The organism is Actinoplanes sp. NPDC051405 (assembly GCF_055586185.1).
This window is the reverse complement of record NZ_JBVJIR010000013.1, coordinates 36116-50672: the sequence shown is the minus strand read 5'-3', so window position 1 is coordinate 50672 and position 14557 is coordinate 36116. Positions and strand designations below refer to the sequence as shown.

Genomic DNA, 14557 nt, shown 5'->3' with positions numbered 1-14557 from the left:
ACGAACGGGGACCACGGTTCCGGACAGCCGGACGAAGAAAACTTCAGAATTCCGCGGGCGGGGCGTTGTGCGGCGTGATCACCTGGATCGCCGACGGGTTCGAGCGCACCGGCCCGGGCAGCGCACCCTGCGCCTGCATCACCACCTGACAGGCCCGACGCAGGTCCTGGCGCAGGTCGTGGTGCAGCACGGCGGAGAGCCGGCGCTCGCGCAGCAACGCCGTGTTCTCCCCGTCGAGGTCGTGCGCGACGAACACGTCGTAGGGACGCCGCTGCCGGTCGAAGGCGTCCACCACCGCGGCGTTGCCGCCGGCGCCGGCATAGAGCGAATAGACCGCGCGGACCGCCGGGTGGGCGGCGAGGACCTCCCGGGTGCCGATGTGTACGGCGTCAGCCCGGTCCTCCTCGTCCACGACCTCCAGCAGCCGGCGCCCCCCGTTACGCGCGCGCATCTCGGCCCGGAAACCCATCTCCCGCTCGTCCTCACCCCGGAAAGAACCGTGCCCGCGCACCACCAGCACGTCCCCGGCCCGGTCCGCGAGCCACTGTTGCACCAGGTAAGCAGCCGTCGCACCGGCCGCGCGGTTGTCGATGCCCACGTACGCGGCCCGGGCGCTCGTCGGCAGGTCCGTCACCAGGGTCACGACCGGCGTGCCGCGCCCGGTCAGCCGGGTCACCGCGGCCACCACCTCGGGCACGTCCGGGGCCTTGAGGATGACGCCGTGCGAGCCCTTGCGGATCACCCGGTCGAGCACGCCGACGAGGTCGCCGACCGCCGGGCTGTCCAGGAAGTGGAAACGGGACCGGATGACGGCGGGACGCAGCGCGGGCAGCTCGGCCTCGAGGGCGGCGCGCACGGCGGTGCAGAACCGCTGCGGGGCCTGCACGACGACGTCGACCATGAACGTACGGCCGCCGAGGCGCAGCTGCGACTGCTGCCGGTCCAGGTCGGCGATGGCCTGCTCGACCTCGCGGACCGTGCTCGCCCGGACCCCGCCCCGGGAGTGCAGCACCCGGTCGACCGTGGCGGGGCTCAACCCGGACTGGGCGGCGATCTCGCGGATCCGGTACGGATGCTTCACCCCGTACACGATGAGGGTTTTTTGAGGGGTTCTCAAGGGCTTCTGAGGTGGTCCGCGGGCCTAGCCTGCCGTTATGACTACCTGGTTCGCGGCGGCCGACTGCCGCCTCGCCGACTTCCGGGCCCTGGTCGAGCAGGCGACCGACCGGGCCGACTACCCGCACGCCGCCCAGGTGCGGCAGAACGTGCTGATCTACGAGCCGGACGTCCACGCCGCCGATCGCCGCGAGGTGCAGTCCGAGCTGGCCCGCGCGCTGCTCGACGGCCCGGGCATCGTGGTCTTCCGGGGCGCGTTCGACCCAGCGGTGGTGGACCGCGCCACCGCGGTCTTCACCGCGATGATCGAGGAGCAGAAGGCCGCCGGCGTGGTCGGCGGCGACCACTTCGCCAAGCCGGGCGCCAACGACCGGGTCTGGGGCGCGCTGGACAAGTTCGCCCTGCGGGATCCGGCGGCGTTCGCCGGCTACTACGCCAACGACACCCTCGCGCTGGTCTCGTCGGCCTGGCTCGGCCGCGGCTACCAGCTCACCTCTCAGATCAATGTGGTGAACCCGGGCGGGCAGGCCCAGGTGGCGCACCGCGACTACCACCTCGGCTTCATGAGCCAGGAGCAGGCCGAGAGCTATCCGGCGCACATCCATCAGCTCTCCCCCGCGCTGACGTTGCAGGGTGCGGTCGCGCACGTCGACATGCCGGTGGAGACCGGCCCGACGCTGTACCTGCCGCACTCGCAGAAGTACCCGGCCGGCTATGTGGCCTTCCACCTGCCCGAGTTCACCGCCTACTTCGAGGCCAACTACGTGCAGCTACCGCTGGAGAAGGGCGACGCGGTGTTCTTCAACCCGGCGCTGTTCCACGGCGCGGGCACCAACCGCAGCGCGGACGTCCGCCGGATGGCCAACCTGTTGCAGGTGTCCTCGGCGTTCGGCCGGGCCATGGAGACCGTGGACCGGACCGCCATGTGCCACGCGCTCTATCCGGTGCTGCGCAGCTTCACCGGGAACGTGGCGAACGTGGTCGCGGCGGCGGCCGAGGGCTACGCGTTCCCCACGAATCTGGACCGTGACCAGCCGATCGGCGGGCTGGCCCCGCAGACCCAGGCGGACCTGCTGAGGCAGGCCCTGACCGAAGAGTGGGACACGCCACAATTTGCCAAGTCCCTGCTTGACCAGCAGGAACGCCGGGTCTGAGGAATCCGGACCCAGCAGCGATCTTGGGGCTCGGACGCTATGGTGGAGCGAGCGCCCGAAAGCGGCGCGAGCCCCGGGTCGAGAGGCGCTGCGACGGAGTCCACGGACATCCGCCACGCTCGGCCCCTCGGGTCACAGACGCAAGGGCGCCTCCCGATGAGGGGGGTGCCCTTCTTCATGAACAATCGTCTCCAGCAGCGCAACGGCCTCGACTTCGCCGTTGCCGACCTGTCGCTGGCCGCCTTCGGCCGCCACCAGATGCGTCTGGCCGAGCACGAGATGCCGGGCCTGATGTCGATCCGCGCCGAGTACGCCGACACCAAGCCGCTGCGCGGCGCGCGCATCGCCGGCTCGCTGCACATGACCATCCAGACGGCCGTGCTGATCGAGACCCTCGTGGCTCTCGGCGCCGACGTCCGCTGGGTCTCCTGCAACATCTTCTCGACCCAGGACGAGGCCGCCGCGGCCGTCGTCGTGGGCCCCGAGGGCACGGTCGAGGCGCCCACCGGCACCCCGGTCTTCGCCTGGAAGGGCGAGACGCTGGAGGAGTACTGGTGGTGCACCGAGCAGCTGTTCACCTTCGGTGACGGCCTCGGCCCCAACATGATCCTCGACGACGGCGGCGACGCCACCCTGCTCGTGCACAAGGGCCGGGAGTTCGAGCTGGCCGGTGCCGTCCCGGCGACCACCGCCGAGGACAGCCACGAGTACACGATCATCCTCGACACCCTGCGCCGCAGCCTGGCGTCGGACTCCCAGCGGTTCACCAAGATCGCCGACGGGATCAAGGGCGTCACCGAGGAGACCACCACCGGCGTCGCCCGGCTCTACAAGTTCGCCAAGACCGGCGAGCTGCTCTTCCCGGCGATCAACGTCAACGACTCGGTCACCAAGAGCAAGTTCGACAACAAGTACGGCATCCGCCACTCGCTGGTCGACGGCCTCAACCGCGCGACCGACGTGATGCTCGGCGGCAAGCTTGCCGTGGTCTGCGGCTACGGCGACGTCGGCAAGGGCTCGGCGGAGACGCTGCGCGGCCAGGGCGCCCGCGTCGTCGTCACCGAGATCGACCCGATCTGCGCGCTGCAGGCAGCCATGGACGGCATGCAGGTCGTCCGCATCGAGGACGTCGTCTCGCAGGCCGACCTGTTCATCACCACCACCGGTGGCCAGGACATCATCACGCCCGAGCACATGGCGCAGATGAAGCACAACGCGATCGTCGGCAACGTCGGCCACTTCGACGACGAGATCGACATGGCCGGCCTGGCCAAGGTGCCGGGCATCGAGAAGGTCGAGATCAAGCCGCAGGTCCACGAGTGGCGCTTCCCGGACGGCCACGCGGTCATCGTGCTGTCCGAGGGCCGCCTGATGAACCTGGGCAACGCCACCGGGCACCCGAGCTTCGTGATGTCGAACTCCTTCACCAACCAGGTGATGGCCCAGATCGAGCTCTGGACCAAGCCGGAGGCGTACGACAAGCAGGTCTACGTGCTGCCGAAGCACCTGGACGAGAAGGTCGCGCGGCTGCACCTGGACGCGCTCGGCGTCCGGCTCACCACGCTGACCAAGAAGCAGGCGGAGTACCTCGGCATCGACGTCGAGGGCCCGTACAAGCCGGACCACTACCGGTACTGATCGATCGACGGCCCGGGTCTCCGCGCTCGCCGGGAGACCCGGGCCACCGTCGATCATGAGCGCGTGATCGGCCGCCGTCCGGGAGAATGTGCCGGGTGAAAGTCGAGACGACGTTGCTGTTCATCCTGGCCGGTGTCGCCGTGGTGGTGGCGATGCGCTGGGTTGCCGGAAAATCCGGCCTGCCCGCCGCCGCCCTGCTGACCGTCACCGGCATTGTCTACGCCGTCCTGCCCGGCCCCAACATCGAGCTGGACCCGCATCTGGTCCTGACTCTCATCCTGCCGCCGCTGCTCTACAGCGCGGCGCTGGACTCCTCGCTGGTCGACATCCGGCGCAATCTGCGCACAGTGATCAGCCTCTCAGTCGTGCTGGTCCTGCTCACCGCCGTGCTCATCGGCTACGGCTTCAGCCTGTTCGTGGCCGGCGCCACCCTCGCGGCCGGGGTCGCGGTGGGCGCCGCGGTGGCGCCGCCCGATCCGGTGGCCGCGCTCGCGATCGGCAAGCGGATCGGCCTGCCCCGCAACATCGTCACCCTGATCCAGGGTGAGGGCCTGCTCAACGACGCCACCGCGCTGACCCTGCTCAGCGTCGCGCTGGCCGCCGCCTCCAACGGCAGCTTCTCCATCACCTCCGCGGTGGGCGAGTTCGTCATCATGGCGGTCGGCGGGGTGATCGCCGGCACGGTGGTCGCCTACGCGGTCCGGGCCGCCCGGCGGCTCATGCAGGACCCGCTGATCGCCAACGCCATCTCGCTCGGTACGCCGTTCGTGGCGTACCTGCTGGCCGAGCGGGTGCACGTCTCCGGTGTGCTGGCCGTGGTGGTGGCCGGCCTGATCGTCGGGCACGACATGCCCAGGATGAGCTCGGGCGCGAGCCGGCTGCAGGTCAGCGCGGTCTGGCGGCTGGTCGACTTCCTGCTGGAAGGGCTGGTCTTCCTGATGATCGGCCAGCAGCTGCCGGCCGTGGTCCGGGGCCTGTCGCAGTACGAGACCTCGACGATCGTCATCGCGGTGTCCATCTCCGTCGGCGTGGTGCTGCTGCTGCGCCCGCTGTTCCTGGTGCTGACCCAGATGCTGCCGATCTCGCTGCACACCCGCCTCGGCGGCACCAGCGACGAGACCGAGCAACGCGGCCGGGACCGGGAACGCCGCCTCAACGGCAGGGAGATCACGGCGCTGAGCTGGGCCGGCACCCGCGGGGTGATCACCCTGGCGGCGATCTTCACCGTGCCGCTCACCCTGCGCGACGGCTCGCCGTTCCCGGACCGGGACCTGCTGCTGTTCTGCGCGTTCGTCGTGGTGCTGGTGACGCTGGTCGGCCAGGGCGTCACCTTCGCCCCGCTGGTGCGGATGCTCGGGCTGCGCGCCAACGAGGCCGACAAGGTACGGCTGCGCAACGAGGCCCGCTCGGCGTCGGTGCAGGCGGCCCTGGACCGGCTCGACGAGATCGACCACGAGAAGCATGACGACATCGAGGACCACGCCATCGAGACGGTACGCAAGCAGCTCGGCTCCCGGATGGAGCGCTACCGCCGGCGGTTGGACCTGCTCGACCAGTCCGACTCGGATGAGGTGCCGGTGTCCCCGCAGTACGAGGCCGGGCTGCGGGTACGCCGGGCGGTGATCGACGCGCAGCGGGAGGAACTGCTGCGCTGGCGGGACGCGGACCGGCTCTCCGACGAGGGGCTGCGGGTGCTGGAACGCGAGCTCGACTTCGAGGAACGGCTGCTCCCCGACCGGCCCCGCTGACGGAGTCGGACGGAGAGCGGATCAGGTGGTGGGCACGTCGCGGCGCCGGAAGCCGGCCAGGCCGGCGGCGCCCACCACCACCGCGACCAGCGTCAGCACCACGAAGGGCGTGGCCGTGGCGTGCCCGCCCGGCAGGTGCGGGACGTGGGTGAACGGCGACAGGTCCAGCACCCACTGCGAGAGCCGCAGAGCGGCCCCGACCAGCAGCACGAGCAGGCACGCCGCGACCGCACCCCAGGCGACCGGGGCGAATCTCGGCAGCAGGCCGAAGAGCCCGACCGCGACGGCGGCCAGCACCCACACCGCGGGCACCTGAGCGAGCACACCGCCCAGCATCGCGGCGACCTGGCCGCCCACGTCACCGGACGCCAGCCCGTGCACCAGCCCGGCGACCGCGCCGCTCACCACCAGGGCGAGGACCGGCCCCAGGAAGGCGAACACGAGGTGGCTCGCCAGCCAGCGCAGCCGGCTCGCACCGGTGGTCAGCACCAGCTCCGCGGACCCGGCACCTTCCTCGTCGCGTACCCGGAGCAGAGCTTGCACGGCGTAGGCCGCGGCGATCAGTCCCAGGATGCCGGTGACCCCGGCGAGGTAGCTGTCGACCGCGCCCGAGGCGCCACCCAGCCGGGCGAAGACATCGGCCAGCTCGGGACTGTCGTCGACCAGGTCGGCGACGCTCCGCGCGACGGCACCGAAGACGAGGCCGAGCAGCGCGAAGCCGGTCACCCAGCCGATCAGCATGCCGCGGTGCAACCGCCAGGCCAGCGCCAGCGGGGAACGCAGACCGGGGGCAGCGACCGCCGGGCCGGGGCGGTCGGGCAGCACGCCGGCACCGACGTCGCGGTGTGCGGCCAGGAGCACGGCGGCCCCCACGAGCAGGCAACTGAGGCCGGCTGCCGGGATGATCGGCCACCACACGTCCGCGCCGTACGGGAACATGTGCTGGACCCAGCCGATCGGCGAGAGCCAGGAAAGCCAGCCGGTCGCGCCGTCGCCGATGTCGCTGACGTCGCCGGCCAGGCGTAGCACGTACGCGATGCCCAGCGCGACCAGCGCGAACGAGCGCGCCGACCGCGCGCCACCGGCCAGCTGGGCGCAGACCGCGGCGACGGCGGCGAACATGCAGCCGGCCAGCGCGAACTCGAGCGCCATCAGCACCGAGCCGGTGACCGGCAGCCCCTGGGAGATCATCACCGGCGCCTGGATCAGGGCCAGCACCGCGTTGGCGCCGAAGGCCACGATCAGTGCCGCGAAGAGCCCGGCGTGCCGCGAGACCGCGGCGGCCCCGATCAGCTCGGTGCGTCCGGCCTCCTCATCCGTACGGGTGTGCCGGATGACCGTGAGCACACTGAACAGCGCCACCAGCACCGGGATGAAGCCGCCCCGCCAGGCGATCAGCTCGCCGAGGCCGGTGCCGTGCAGCGGACCGTAGAGCGCGACGAAACCGGCGTTGCCCGCGCTGACCCGGGCGTATTCGATGCGTTCGGCGTCGGTCGGGAACAACGCCTCGAAGGACGAGACGTAGAGGGCGGGGATGAGCGCCAGCGGCACCACCCAGAGCGGCAGCAGCACCCGGTCGCGGCGCAGGATCAGCCGGATGAGCTGTCCCGTGCCGGTCATCGCGCCGGCTCCCGGTACTGCCGGAGGAACAGCTCCTCCAGGGTCGGCGGCTGGCTGACCAGGCTGCGCACGCCCACCCCGACCAGCTTGCGCAGCGCCGGGTCGAGCGCGTCGGCGTCCACGTCGAAGTGCACCCGGCCCGCCTCGGTGCGCAGGTCGTGCACGCCCGGCAGGGTGGCCAGCCCGTCGACCGGCCCGATCAGCTCCGCCTCGATCGAGGTGCGGGTCAGGTGGCGCAGGTCGACCAGCGTGCCCGTCTCCACGGTGCGCCCCTCGCGGATGATGGTGATCCGGTCGCAGAGCGCCTCGACCTCGGACAGGATGTGGCTGGACAGCAGTACGGTCCGGTCGTTGCGGCGTTCGTCGCGGATGACGTCGCGGAACACCTCCTCCATCAACGGGTCCAGCCCGGAGGTCGGCTCGTCCAGGATCAGCAGCTCCACATCGGAGGCCAGCGCGGCGACCAGAGCGACCTTCTGCCGGTTGCCCTTGGAGTAGGTGCGCCCCTTCTTGCGCGGGTCCAGCTCGAAGCGCTCCAGCAGCTCGTCGCGGCGCCGGGGATCGAGGCCGCCGCGCAGCCGGCCCAACAGGTCGATGACCTCGCCACCGGACAGGTTGGGCCAGAGCGTGACGTCGCCCGGCACGTACGCGAGCCGCTTGTGCAGTGCGGTCGCGTCGGCCCACGGATCGCCGCCCAGCAGCGAGGCGCTGCCACCGTCGGCGCGCATGAGGCCCAGCAGGATCCGGATGGTGGTGGTCTTACCGGCGCCGTTGGGCCCGAGGAAGCCGTGCACCTCGCCGGTCCGCACGTGCAGGTCCAGGCCGTTCAGGGCCCGGGTCCGCCCGAAGCTCTTGGTGAGCCCCGCGACGGTGATCGCCTCGGTCATGTCATGACTCCTCAGGGACAGTGAGCCGGTCCAGGGCCGCGTACGCCTCGTCGGCCCGGCCGGCATCGAGCAGGGGTTGCGCGAAGATCTCGACGGAGGCCCGGAGCATGCGGGCGTGGTGGGCGGGCACGTCGAGATCGACGTCGAGCACCCGGGAGAGCTGTTCGCGCATGAGGAACATGCCCATCTTCATCGCGACGAGCACGGCCGCGTACGCACGCGGATCCTTGCTCTTGATCGGCTGCTCGGCCAGCCACAGCTCACCGGCCTCCACCATCCGCTCGAACATGGCCTCGGCCGCGGGTGAGCCGTCCATCATGGAACGGACGAGATAGCGCTGCAGCAGCATCGCTTCGGGATGCACCGCACCGACGAAGGCGGCGTCACCGAAGGCGCCCCGCGCCAGCAGTTGCGCGCGCAGGGTGGCCATCCGCTCCGTCGCGAAGTCGTCGCAGGCGTCGCGCAGGCCCTCCTTGGACCCGAAGTGGTGGCGCAGCAGGCCGGAGGACACCGAGGCGGCGTGGGCGATGTCACGGATCGTCGCCGGACCGATGCCCTTCTCGGCGAAGAGGCGGATGGCCGCGTCCCGGATGCGGGCTCGCGCCGTCAGATCACTACTCATGTGTGTAGTTTATTACACACGTGTGTAGCCGCCTAGAGCGGCGGCGCAAGATCTTTGCTGCCGACGCCGATCAAGATCGCTCTGTCCACCGCCGTACGCGGGCTGCTGAGCACCGGGATCGGCAGGTCGGCGAGCAGATCGGCGGCGGGGGCCATGCTGGCCTGCGCGAGCACGATCACGTCGGCGTCCAGGGTGCGGGCGTGCGCCGCGATCACCCGCAGATAACCGGCCTGGTCGCCGGCCTCGAACAGGGCCCAGGCGTCCAGGCAGGGAGCCATCACCACGTCCGCTCCGGCCGCGCACTCCAGCAGCAGGTCCCGGGTCGGCGCGAGGGTGGACTCCACCGCCGCCACCACCGCGATGCGGCCTCCGATCGCGACCGCCCGCTCGGCCATGGGCCGGTCGATCCGCAGCACCGGCACAGCAACCGGGATCCGCTCGGCGTGCCCGCTCAGGGTCGAGCAGGTGCACACGATGACGTCCGGACCCCGGCCGGCGAGCTCCCGCAGCCGCTCAGCCAGACGCTCCTCAAGAACGGCGTCCACGCCGCGTTCTCGGGCGTCGGCCAGCAGAGTGGCGTCGACGAGGTGCAGATCCCGATGGCCCCGCTCAGCCACCAGGGCGTGGAAAGTCGCGACGTGGACATCGGCGGTGTGCAGGAATCCGATCGTGGTCATGGCCCGAGCATGCCAAGACCCAGGACGCTCACGGCAGACGCAGGTGCTCCGCCGCCCAGGCCGTCAGCGTGGTCGGGGTTGTGCTGACGAAGCTCCGCGGCTGCTCCGGGACGAAGCCGTCGCGCAGCCCGGCCGTCATCCCGACGATCCCCTCGACCACCCCCGGTGTCAGCCCGGCACCCCGCAGCGCGCCTCGCAACTCGTCATCGGTGATCACCTGCACCGCGACCTCGCGCCCGAGCGCGGCACCGACGATGCCGGCGACCTCGTGCCAGCTCAGATCGGCCGGTCCGTGCACCGCCTGCACGGATGAGGACGACCACTGCCCGCTCAGCAACCGGGCGGCCGCCACCTCACCGACGTCACGCGGATCGACCCACGGCATCGGCGCGTCCGCCGGTCTGGTGGTGGTGAGCGTGCCGGCCCGCATCTCCTCCAGGCTGCCGAGCAGATTGGTGAAGTAGTAGCCGCAGCGCAGCGTGCACACCGGTCCCGCGCCGGTGAGCAGCTCCTCGGCGCGGGCCAGTCCGTCGATCATCCCGGCGCCGTGCCGCCGTTCCGCGCCGACGCTGCTGATCAGCACGGTGCGGCCAATGGAGTTGGCGGCGACCGCGGCGGCACCGTTGGCGGCGATCCGGGTCATCTCGGCGACCGGGTCGTCGGCGGTGAAGGATTCGGGCACGATCCAGAGCAGAGCGTCGACACCTTTGGTGGCCTCGGTGACGTAGGCGGCGTCGCGCAGGTCGCCCGGGAGCACGTCGACGAGGTCGCGGACCTCGGCGGGCAGCTTGGCGGGATCACGGATCAGCACGGTGGGGCGCACCCCGGCCTGGATCAGCACCTGCACGGCGCGGGAGCCGACATGACCGGTTGCGGCGGTGACAGCAATAGTCATCCCGGCACCATAAGCACCGGGTACGACAGTTCGCCCCGCTCAGACCTGGCGGAAATCGATGCCCAGCAGGCTCGCCGCCGCCTTGTAGTCCGCGGCCCGGTGATCCAGCGACAGTGACCAGTGGTGACCCACGCCGGACGCGCTCCAGTCGTCCACCCATTCGCCCGGGTCCCGGCCGAAGTCGACCCGGCTGGTCGTGTTGCCGATCGCCAGCAGCGGACCCGGCACCACGGTCCCCTCGGCGGCGATGAACGACAGCGAGCCGTCCCGGTCCTGCCCCAGACCCAGCAGGGTGACCGGGCCGGGCCGTACGTCGAACTCCACGCTGACGCCCCAGCCGCGCTTGCCGTGATAGACGCCCAGCCCGCGCAGCAGCGGGTCGCGGGCGCTGACCGCCAGGTGCGCCGGGCCGTCGTGGCCCATCTCCACCACGTTGTCCTCGAAGTTCAGGGCCTGCAGCTCGCAGAAGGAGCCGCCGGCCCCGACCGCCTGGGTGGCCAGCTGGGCCACGGTCGTGCGCAGCTCGTACTCGCCGGTCGTCGGGATGCCGCGGGCGGTGAGCAGGGACGCGCCCAGGATCATGCCGGCGCCGAGCCGTTCGTGCTGCTCGCCGTCGAGGCCGCGGTGGTAGTAGGCGATGCTGTCCAGCTCGAAGTCGTCGACGAGGCGGTCCAGCGCCACGGAGACGGTCGCGCCCCAGGCGAAGTCCTCCTCCCGGACCGTGTCGTCCAGGGTGAAGATCTCCCGGGCCAGGTCCATCCGCTGCTTGGTCTCGGCCTCGGTGACCTTCTCGACGCGCTGGCGCAGGTCGTCGAACTCCAGCACCTCGACGTGCGAGCCGAAGGTCACCGGCAGCAGCGTCAGGTCGGTCGAGACGTCCAGCATGCCGGGGTAGAGGTGGCCCATCAGGCCGTGCCGGGCGTGCCGCAGCGCCGCGCGGACGTGCGCGGCCCGGATCCACTGGCCGATCCGCCGCCAGGCCGACTCCTGCCGCAGCCAGCCGGAGACCGACCGGAACGGGATCCCGGCCCGGCGGAACGTGTTGCCCATCTCCGGCACCGGGCACTGCCCGCAGTAGGCCAGCCAGGCCCCGGTGTCGAAGGACGCGTGGTCCATCTTCTCGGTCGGCTGGAGGTCGATGACCAGCACCGGGGTGTTGGCCCGCTGCGCGATCGGCAACACCATCGAGGCGGTCAGGTACGTCGTCAGGAACAGCACGATCAGATCGCAGTCGGCCCGGCGCAGCTGTTCCGCGGCGGCCGCCCCCTCCTGCGCGTCGGAGATGAAGCCGACGTCGGTGACCTCGGCGTCCATGTCCTGGAAGCGCTGCGAGACGTAACGGGCCGACTCCTGCAACTGCGGCAGCAGGTCCGGGAACTGCGGCCAGTACGTGCCCAGGCCACCGGCGACCAGGCCGATCCGGGTCTTGCGCCGCTGCTTGACGGGCAGAAGTTCGGTCATGACGGAGCCTCCGTGAGGATGACGTGCAGGCGGCGCGGGCCGTGGACGCCCTCGACGCGGTTGAGTTCGATGTCGCTGGTGGCCGACGGGCCACTGATCCAGGTGAGTGGGCGGTACGGGTCGAGCCGGGTCAGCGCCTCGGGCACCGACGCGACCACCTGGTCCGCGCGTACCACGCAGATGTGCAGGTCCGGCAGCAGGGAGATGATCCGGCGGCCCTGGTCGGGCGAGCCGTCGAGCACGATGGTCCCGGTCTCCGCGACGGCGACCGTGGCCGCGGTCAGCACTCCCCCGGCGACCGCCAGCGTGTCGGCGCTCAGCCCCTCGTCGCGCAGCACCTCGACACGGTCCGGCAGCCACGCGGGGTCGATGCCGGGCGGCACGATCAGCGGCGCGGGGGCGAGTGCGGCGACGGTCTCCGCAATCGAGACACCGCGGTGCACGACCGCCTTGTAGTCCTCCAGCCGGTGCACCAGCAGGTCGAGGTCAGCTACCTGGTCACCACGGCGGTAGTCGCGCGGGATCCCGGCCGGCCGGGCGGTGTCGCCGAGCGCGGCCCGGATCCGGCCGAGCATCAGCTCGCGGCTGCTCATCGCTTCGCCCACCAGTCGCGGAAGGTCTCCGGCGGCGGCTCCGGCAGATCCCGGCCGGCGGTCCAGCCGTTGAACGGCGGCGGCAACCGCCGGCCGGCGAGCTTGCTGAGCTTGGCGGCATGCTGCGCGGCCGCGTAGAGCTTCGGGTGGTCCATCGTGTACGCCGCCGACGCCATCACCGCCTTCTCGGCCCGTGGATGAGGCACCTCGTTGCGCAGGTGCACCAGGATCGAGGGAATGTCGATCTTCACCGGGCAGGCGTCGAAACAGGCACCGCAGAGCGACGACGCGTACGGCAGCGAAGCGTTGTCCTCGACCCCGGTGAGCTGCGGCGACAGCACCGCCCCGATCGGCCCCGGATAAACCGACCCGTACGCGTGCCCGCCGGTCCGCTCGTACACCGGGCACACGTTGAGGCACGCCGAGCAGCGGATGCAGTGCAGCGCCTGGCGGCCCACCTCGTCGGCCAGCACCGCGGTACGCCCGTTGTCGAGCAGCACCAGGTGGAAGTTCTGCGGCCCGTCGCCGGGCGTCACCCCGGTCCACATAGACGTGTACGGGTTCATCCGCTCCCCCGTCGACGCCCGCGGCAGCAGTTGCAGGAACACCTCGAGGTCCTGCCAGGTCGGCACGAGCTTCTCGATGCCCATGACCGTGATCAGGGTCTCCGGCAGGGTCAGGCACATCCGGCCGTTGCCCTCGGACTCCAGCACCGCCAGCGTCCCGGTCTCCGCGATGGCGAAGTTGGCCCCCGACACCGCGACCTTGGTGCTCAGGAAGGTCTCGCGCAGGTAGCGCCGGGCGGCTCCGGCCAGGATCGCCGGTTCGTCGGTCAGCGCCGGGTCGACGCCGGGCATCTCGCGCAGGAAGATCTGGAGGATCTCGGCGCGGTTGCGGTGGATCGCCGGCACCAGGATGTGGCTCGGCTTGTCGTGCCCGAGCTGGACGATGAGCTCGGCCAGGTCGGTCTCCACCGGCTCGATGCCGGCCGCCTCCAGCGCCTCGTTGAGGCCGATCTCCTGGGTGGCCATCGATTTGACCTTGATGACCCGGTCGTGGCCGGTGGCCCGCACCAGCTCCGTGACGATCTGGTTGGCCTCGTTCGCGTCGGCGGCCCAGTGCACGACTCCCCCGGCCGCGGTGACCTTCTCCTCCAGCTGGAGCAGCAGCTCGGGCAGCCGGGCCATGGTGTCGGTCTTCAGCGCCGAGCCGGCCGTACGCAGCTCCTGCCAGTCGGGCAGCTCGCTGATGACCGCGCCGGACTTGGCCCGGATCGTCGTGGTGGCGTGGCCCAGGTTGCGGCGCAGCTGGGCGTTGCCCAGAGCCTTGCGGGCGGCGGCCGGGAACGGCTCGTCGCCGCGCAGGTTTCCCACTCCGCGCGGGGCGGGCGTGGGCATACCCAGGAAAGTGGTCATGCGGCCTCCGTCGCGGCGAGGATCTCGGCGAGGTGCACGGTCCGGACGCCCGCGTCGAGCCGGGACAGGCCGCCGCCGATGTGCATCAGGCAGGACGAGTCGCCGGCCGTGCAGACCTCCGCGCCGGTGTCGAGCACGTGGCGCATCTTGTCGGCCAGCATCGCGGTCGACGTGTCGGCGTTCTTCAGCGCGAAGGTGCCACCGAAGCCGCAGCACTGGTCGGCCGCGGGCAGCTCGATCAGCTCCAGCCCGCGGACGTGGCGCAGCAGCCGCTGCGGCTTGTCGCCGACCCGGATCATCCGCAGTGAGTGGCAGGTCGGGTGATACGTGACCCGGTGCGGGTAGTACGCCCCGACGTCCTCCACCCCGAGCACGTCCACCAGCAGCTCGGACAGCTCGTACGTCCGGCCGGCGACGTCCTCGGCCCGCGCGGCCAGCCCCTCGTCGCCCGCCGCCCGGGCCACCATCGCGTGCTGGTGCCGTACCGACCCGACGCACGATCCGGAGGGCGCGACCACCACGTCGTACGGCGCGAACGTGCGCACGTGCCGGCGGATGAGCGGCAGCGCGTCCTTCTGGTAGCCGGTGTTGATGTGCATCTGACCGCAGCAGGTCTGCCCCGCGGGGAAGACCACCTCGTGGCCCAGCCGCTCCAGCACCTGCACGGTCGCCTTGGCCGCGGCCGGGAACATGGTGTCGGCCAGGCAGGTCACGAACAAGGCGATGCGCAT

At 71.3% G+C, this 14557-nt stretch carries 13 protein-coding genes; 3 read left to right on the top strand and 10 right to left on the bottom strand.

Translation table 11 applies throughout. The features are described from left to right. Positions 1-43: 43 nt before the first annotated feature. Complete coding sequence (locus tag ACZ6S4_RS26370) at positions 44-1081, bottom strand: LacI family DNA-binding transcriptional regulator (RefSeq protein WP_465477477.1); 1038 nt, start codon at positions 1079-1081, stop codon at positions 44-46. A gap of 73 nt (positions 1082-1154) precedes the next feature. On the opposite strand from ACZ6S4_RS26370, the gene ACZ6S4_RS26365 reads away from it, so the two are divergent. From ACZ6S4_RS26365 to ACZ6S4_RS26355, 3 genes are all read left to right on the top strand, one after another. Beyond that, complete coding sequence (locus ACZ6S4_RS26365) at positions 1155-2270, top strand: phytanoyl-CoA dioxygenase family protein (RefSeq protein WP_465477476.1); 1116 nt, start codon at positions 1155-1157, stop codon at positions 2268-2270. A 177-nt stretch (positions 2271-2447) separates the two neighbouring features. Then, entirely contained in the window at positions 2448-3908 is a 1461-nt protein-coding gene (ahcY, locus tag ACZ6S4_RS26360; protein WP_465477475.1) for an adenosylhomocysteinase, read from the top strand. An 86-nt stretch (positions 3909-3994) separates the two neighbouring features. Then, the gene (locus tag ACZ6S4_RS26355; protein ID WP_465477474.1) at positions 3995-5656 is read left to right on the top strand and encodes a Na+/H+ antiporter; all 1662 of its coding nucleotides are present in this window, start codon (positions 3995-3997) and stop codon (positions 5654-5656) included. Positions 5657-5677: 21 nt separating this feature from the next. Here the strand turns inward: ACZ6S4_RS26355 and ACZ6S4_RS26350 are convergent, their stop codons facing one another. From ACZ6S4_RS26350 to ACZ6S4_RS26310, 9 genes are read right to left on the bottom strand one after another with little or no spacing between them, the layout of a single operon-like run. Next, positions 5678-7276 carry an ABC transporter permease gene (locus tag ACZ6S4_RS26350; RefSeq protein ID WP_465477473.1) on the bottom strand — a complete coding sequence of 533 codons (1599 nt, stop codon included), beginning with the start codon at positions 7274-7276 and terminating at the stop codon, positions 5678-5680. Further along, a complete protein-coding gene (locus tag ACZ6S4_RS26345; protein WP_465477472.1) occupies positions 7273-8163 on the bottom strand; it encodes an ABC transporter ATP-binding protein in 891 nt (296 codons plus the stop codon). The genes ACZ6S4_RS26350 and ACZ6S4_RS26345 overlap by 4 nt, the downstream gene beginning before the upstream one ends. Before the next feature lies 1 nt (position 8164). Then, a complete protein-coding gene (locus tag ACZ6S4_RS26340; protein ID WP_465477471.1) occupies positions 8165-8785 on the bottom strand; it encodes a TetR/AcrR family transcriptional regulator in 621 nt (206 codons plus the stop codon). Positions 8786-8817: 32 nt separating this feature from the next. Beyond that, positions 8818-9462, bottom strand: a complete 645-nt coding sequence (locus ACZ6S4_RS26335) for an aspartate/glutamate racemase family protein (protein WP_465477470.1) — start codon at positions 9460-9462, stop codon at positions 8818-8820. A 28-nt stretch (positions 9463-9490) separates the two neighbouring features. Further along, the gene (locus ACZ6S4_RS26330) at positions 9491-10357 is read right to left on the bottom strand and encodes an NmrA family NAD(P)-binding protein (protein ID WP_465477469.1); all 867 of its coding nucleotides are present in this window, start codon (positions 10355-10357) and stop codon (positions 9491-9493) included. 39 nt (positions 10358-10396) lie between these two features. After that, positions 10397-11818: an arabinose isomerase gene (locus tag ACZ6S4_RS26325; protein ID WP_465477468.1), complete on the bottom strand. Its 1422-nt coding sequence runs from the start codon at positions 11816-11818 to the stop codon at positions 10397-10399. Then, positions 11815-12411 carry a LutC/YkgG family protein gene (locus tag ACZ6S4_RS26320; RefSeq protein WP_465477467.1) on the bottom strand — a complete coding sequence of 199 codons (597 nt, stop codon included), beginning with the start codon at positions 12409-12411 and terminating at the stop codon, positions 11815-11817. The genes ACZ6S4_RS26325 and ACZ6S4_RS26320 overlap by 4 nt, the downstream gene beginning before the upstream one ends. After that, the gene (locus ACZ6S4_RS26315) at positions 12408-13826 is read right to left on the bottom strand and encodes a lactate utilization protein B (RefSeq protein WP_465477466.1); all 1419 of its coding nucleotides are present in this window, start codon (positions 13824-13826) and stop codon (positions 12408-12410) included. Before ACZ6S4_RS26315 ends, ACZ6S4_RS26320 begins: the two co-directional genes overlap by 4 nt. Further along, positions 13823-14557 (bottom strand): (Fe-S)-binding protein, encoded by a 735-nt coding sequence (locus ACZ6S4_RS26310; protein WP_465477465.1) that lies wholly within the window; start codon positions 14555-14557, stop codon positions 13823-13825. Before ACZ6S4_RS26310 ends, ACZ6S4_RS26315 begins: the two co-directional genes overlap by 4 nt.

What these genes read in the sequence shown, in the direction of transcription:
- ACZ6S4_RS26315 (WP_465477466.1), bottom strand. Translation starts at nt 13,826, where the DNA reads ATGACCACTTTCCTGGGTATGCCCACGCCCGCCCCGCGCGGAGTGGGA.
- ACZ6S4_RS26325 (WP_465477468.1), bottom strand. Translation starts at nt 11,818, where the DNA reads ATGACCGAACTTCTGCCCGTCAAGCAGCGGCGCAAGACCCGGATCGGC.
- ACZ6S4_RS26320 (WP_465477467.1), bottom strand. Translation starts at nt 12,411, where the DNA reads ATGAGCAGCCGCGAGCTGATGCTCGGCCGGATCCGGGCCGCGCTCGGC.
- ACZ6S4_RS26355 (WP_465477474.1), top strand. Translation starts at nt 3,995, where the DNA reads ATGTGCCGGGTGAAAGTCGAGACGACGTTGCTGTTCATCCTGGCCGGT.
- ACZ6S4_RS26335 (WP_465477470.1), bottom strand. Translation starts at nt 9,462, where the DNA reads ATGACCACGATCGGATTCCTGCACACCGCCGATGTCCACGTCGCGACT.
- ACZ6S4_RS26330 (WP_465477469.1), bottom strand. Translation starts at nt 10,357, where the DNA reads ATGACTATTGCTGTCACCGCCGCAACCGGTCATGTCGGCTCCCGCGCC.
- ahcY (WP_465477475.1), top strand. Translation starts at nt 2,448, where the DNA reads ATGAACAATCGTCTCCAGCAGCGCAACGGCCTCGACTTCGCCGTTGCC.
- ACZ6S4_RS26365 (WP_465477476.1), top strand. Translation starts at nt 1,155, where the DNA reads ATGACTACCTGGTTCGCGGCGGCCGACTGCCGCCTCGCCGACTTCCGG.
- ACZ6S4_RS26340 (WP_465477471.1), bottom strand. Translation starts at nt 8,785, where the DNA reads ATGAGTAGTGATCTGACGGCGCGAGCCCGCATCCGGGACGCGGCCATC.
- ACZ6S4_RS26350 (WP_465477473.1), bottom strand. Translation starts at nt 7,276, where the DNA reads ATGACCGGCACGGGACAGCTCATCCGGCTGATCCTGCGCCGCGACCGG.
- ACZ6S4_RS26345 (WP_465477472.1), bottom strand. Translation starts at nt 8,163, where the DNA reads ATGACCGAGGCGATCACCGTCGCGGGGCTCACCAAGAGCTTCGGGCGG.
- ACZ6S4_RS26310 (WP_465477465.1), bottom strand. Translation starts at nt 14,557, where the DNA reads ATGCGCATCGCCTTGTTCGTGACCTGCCTGGCCGACACCATGTTCCCG.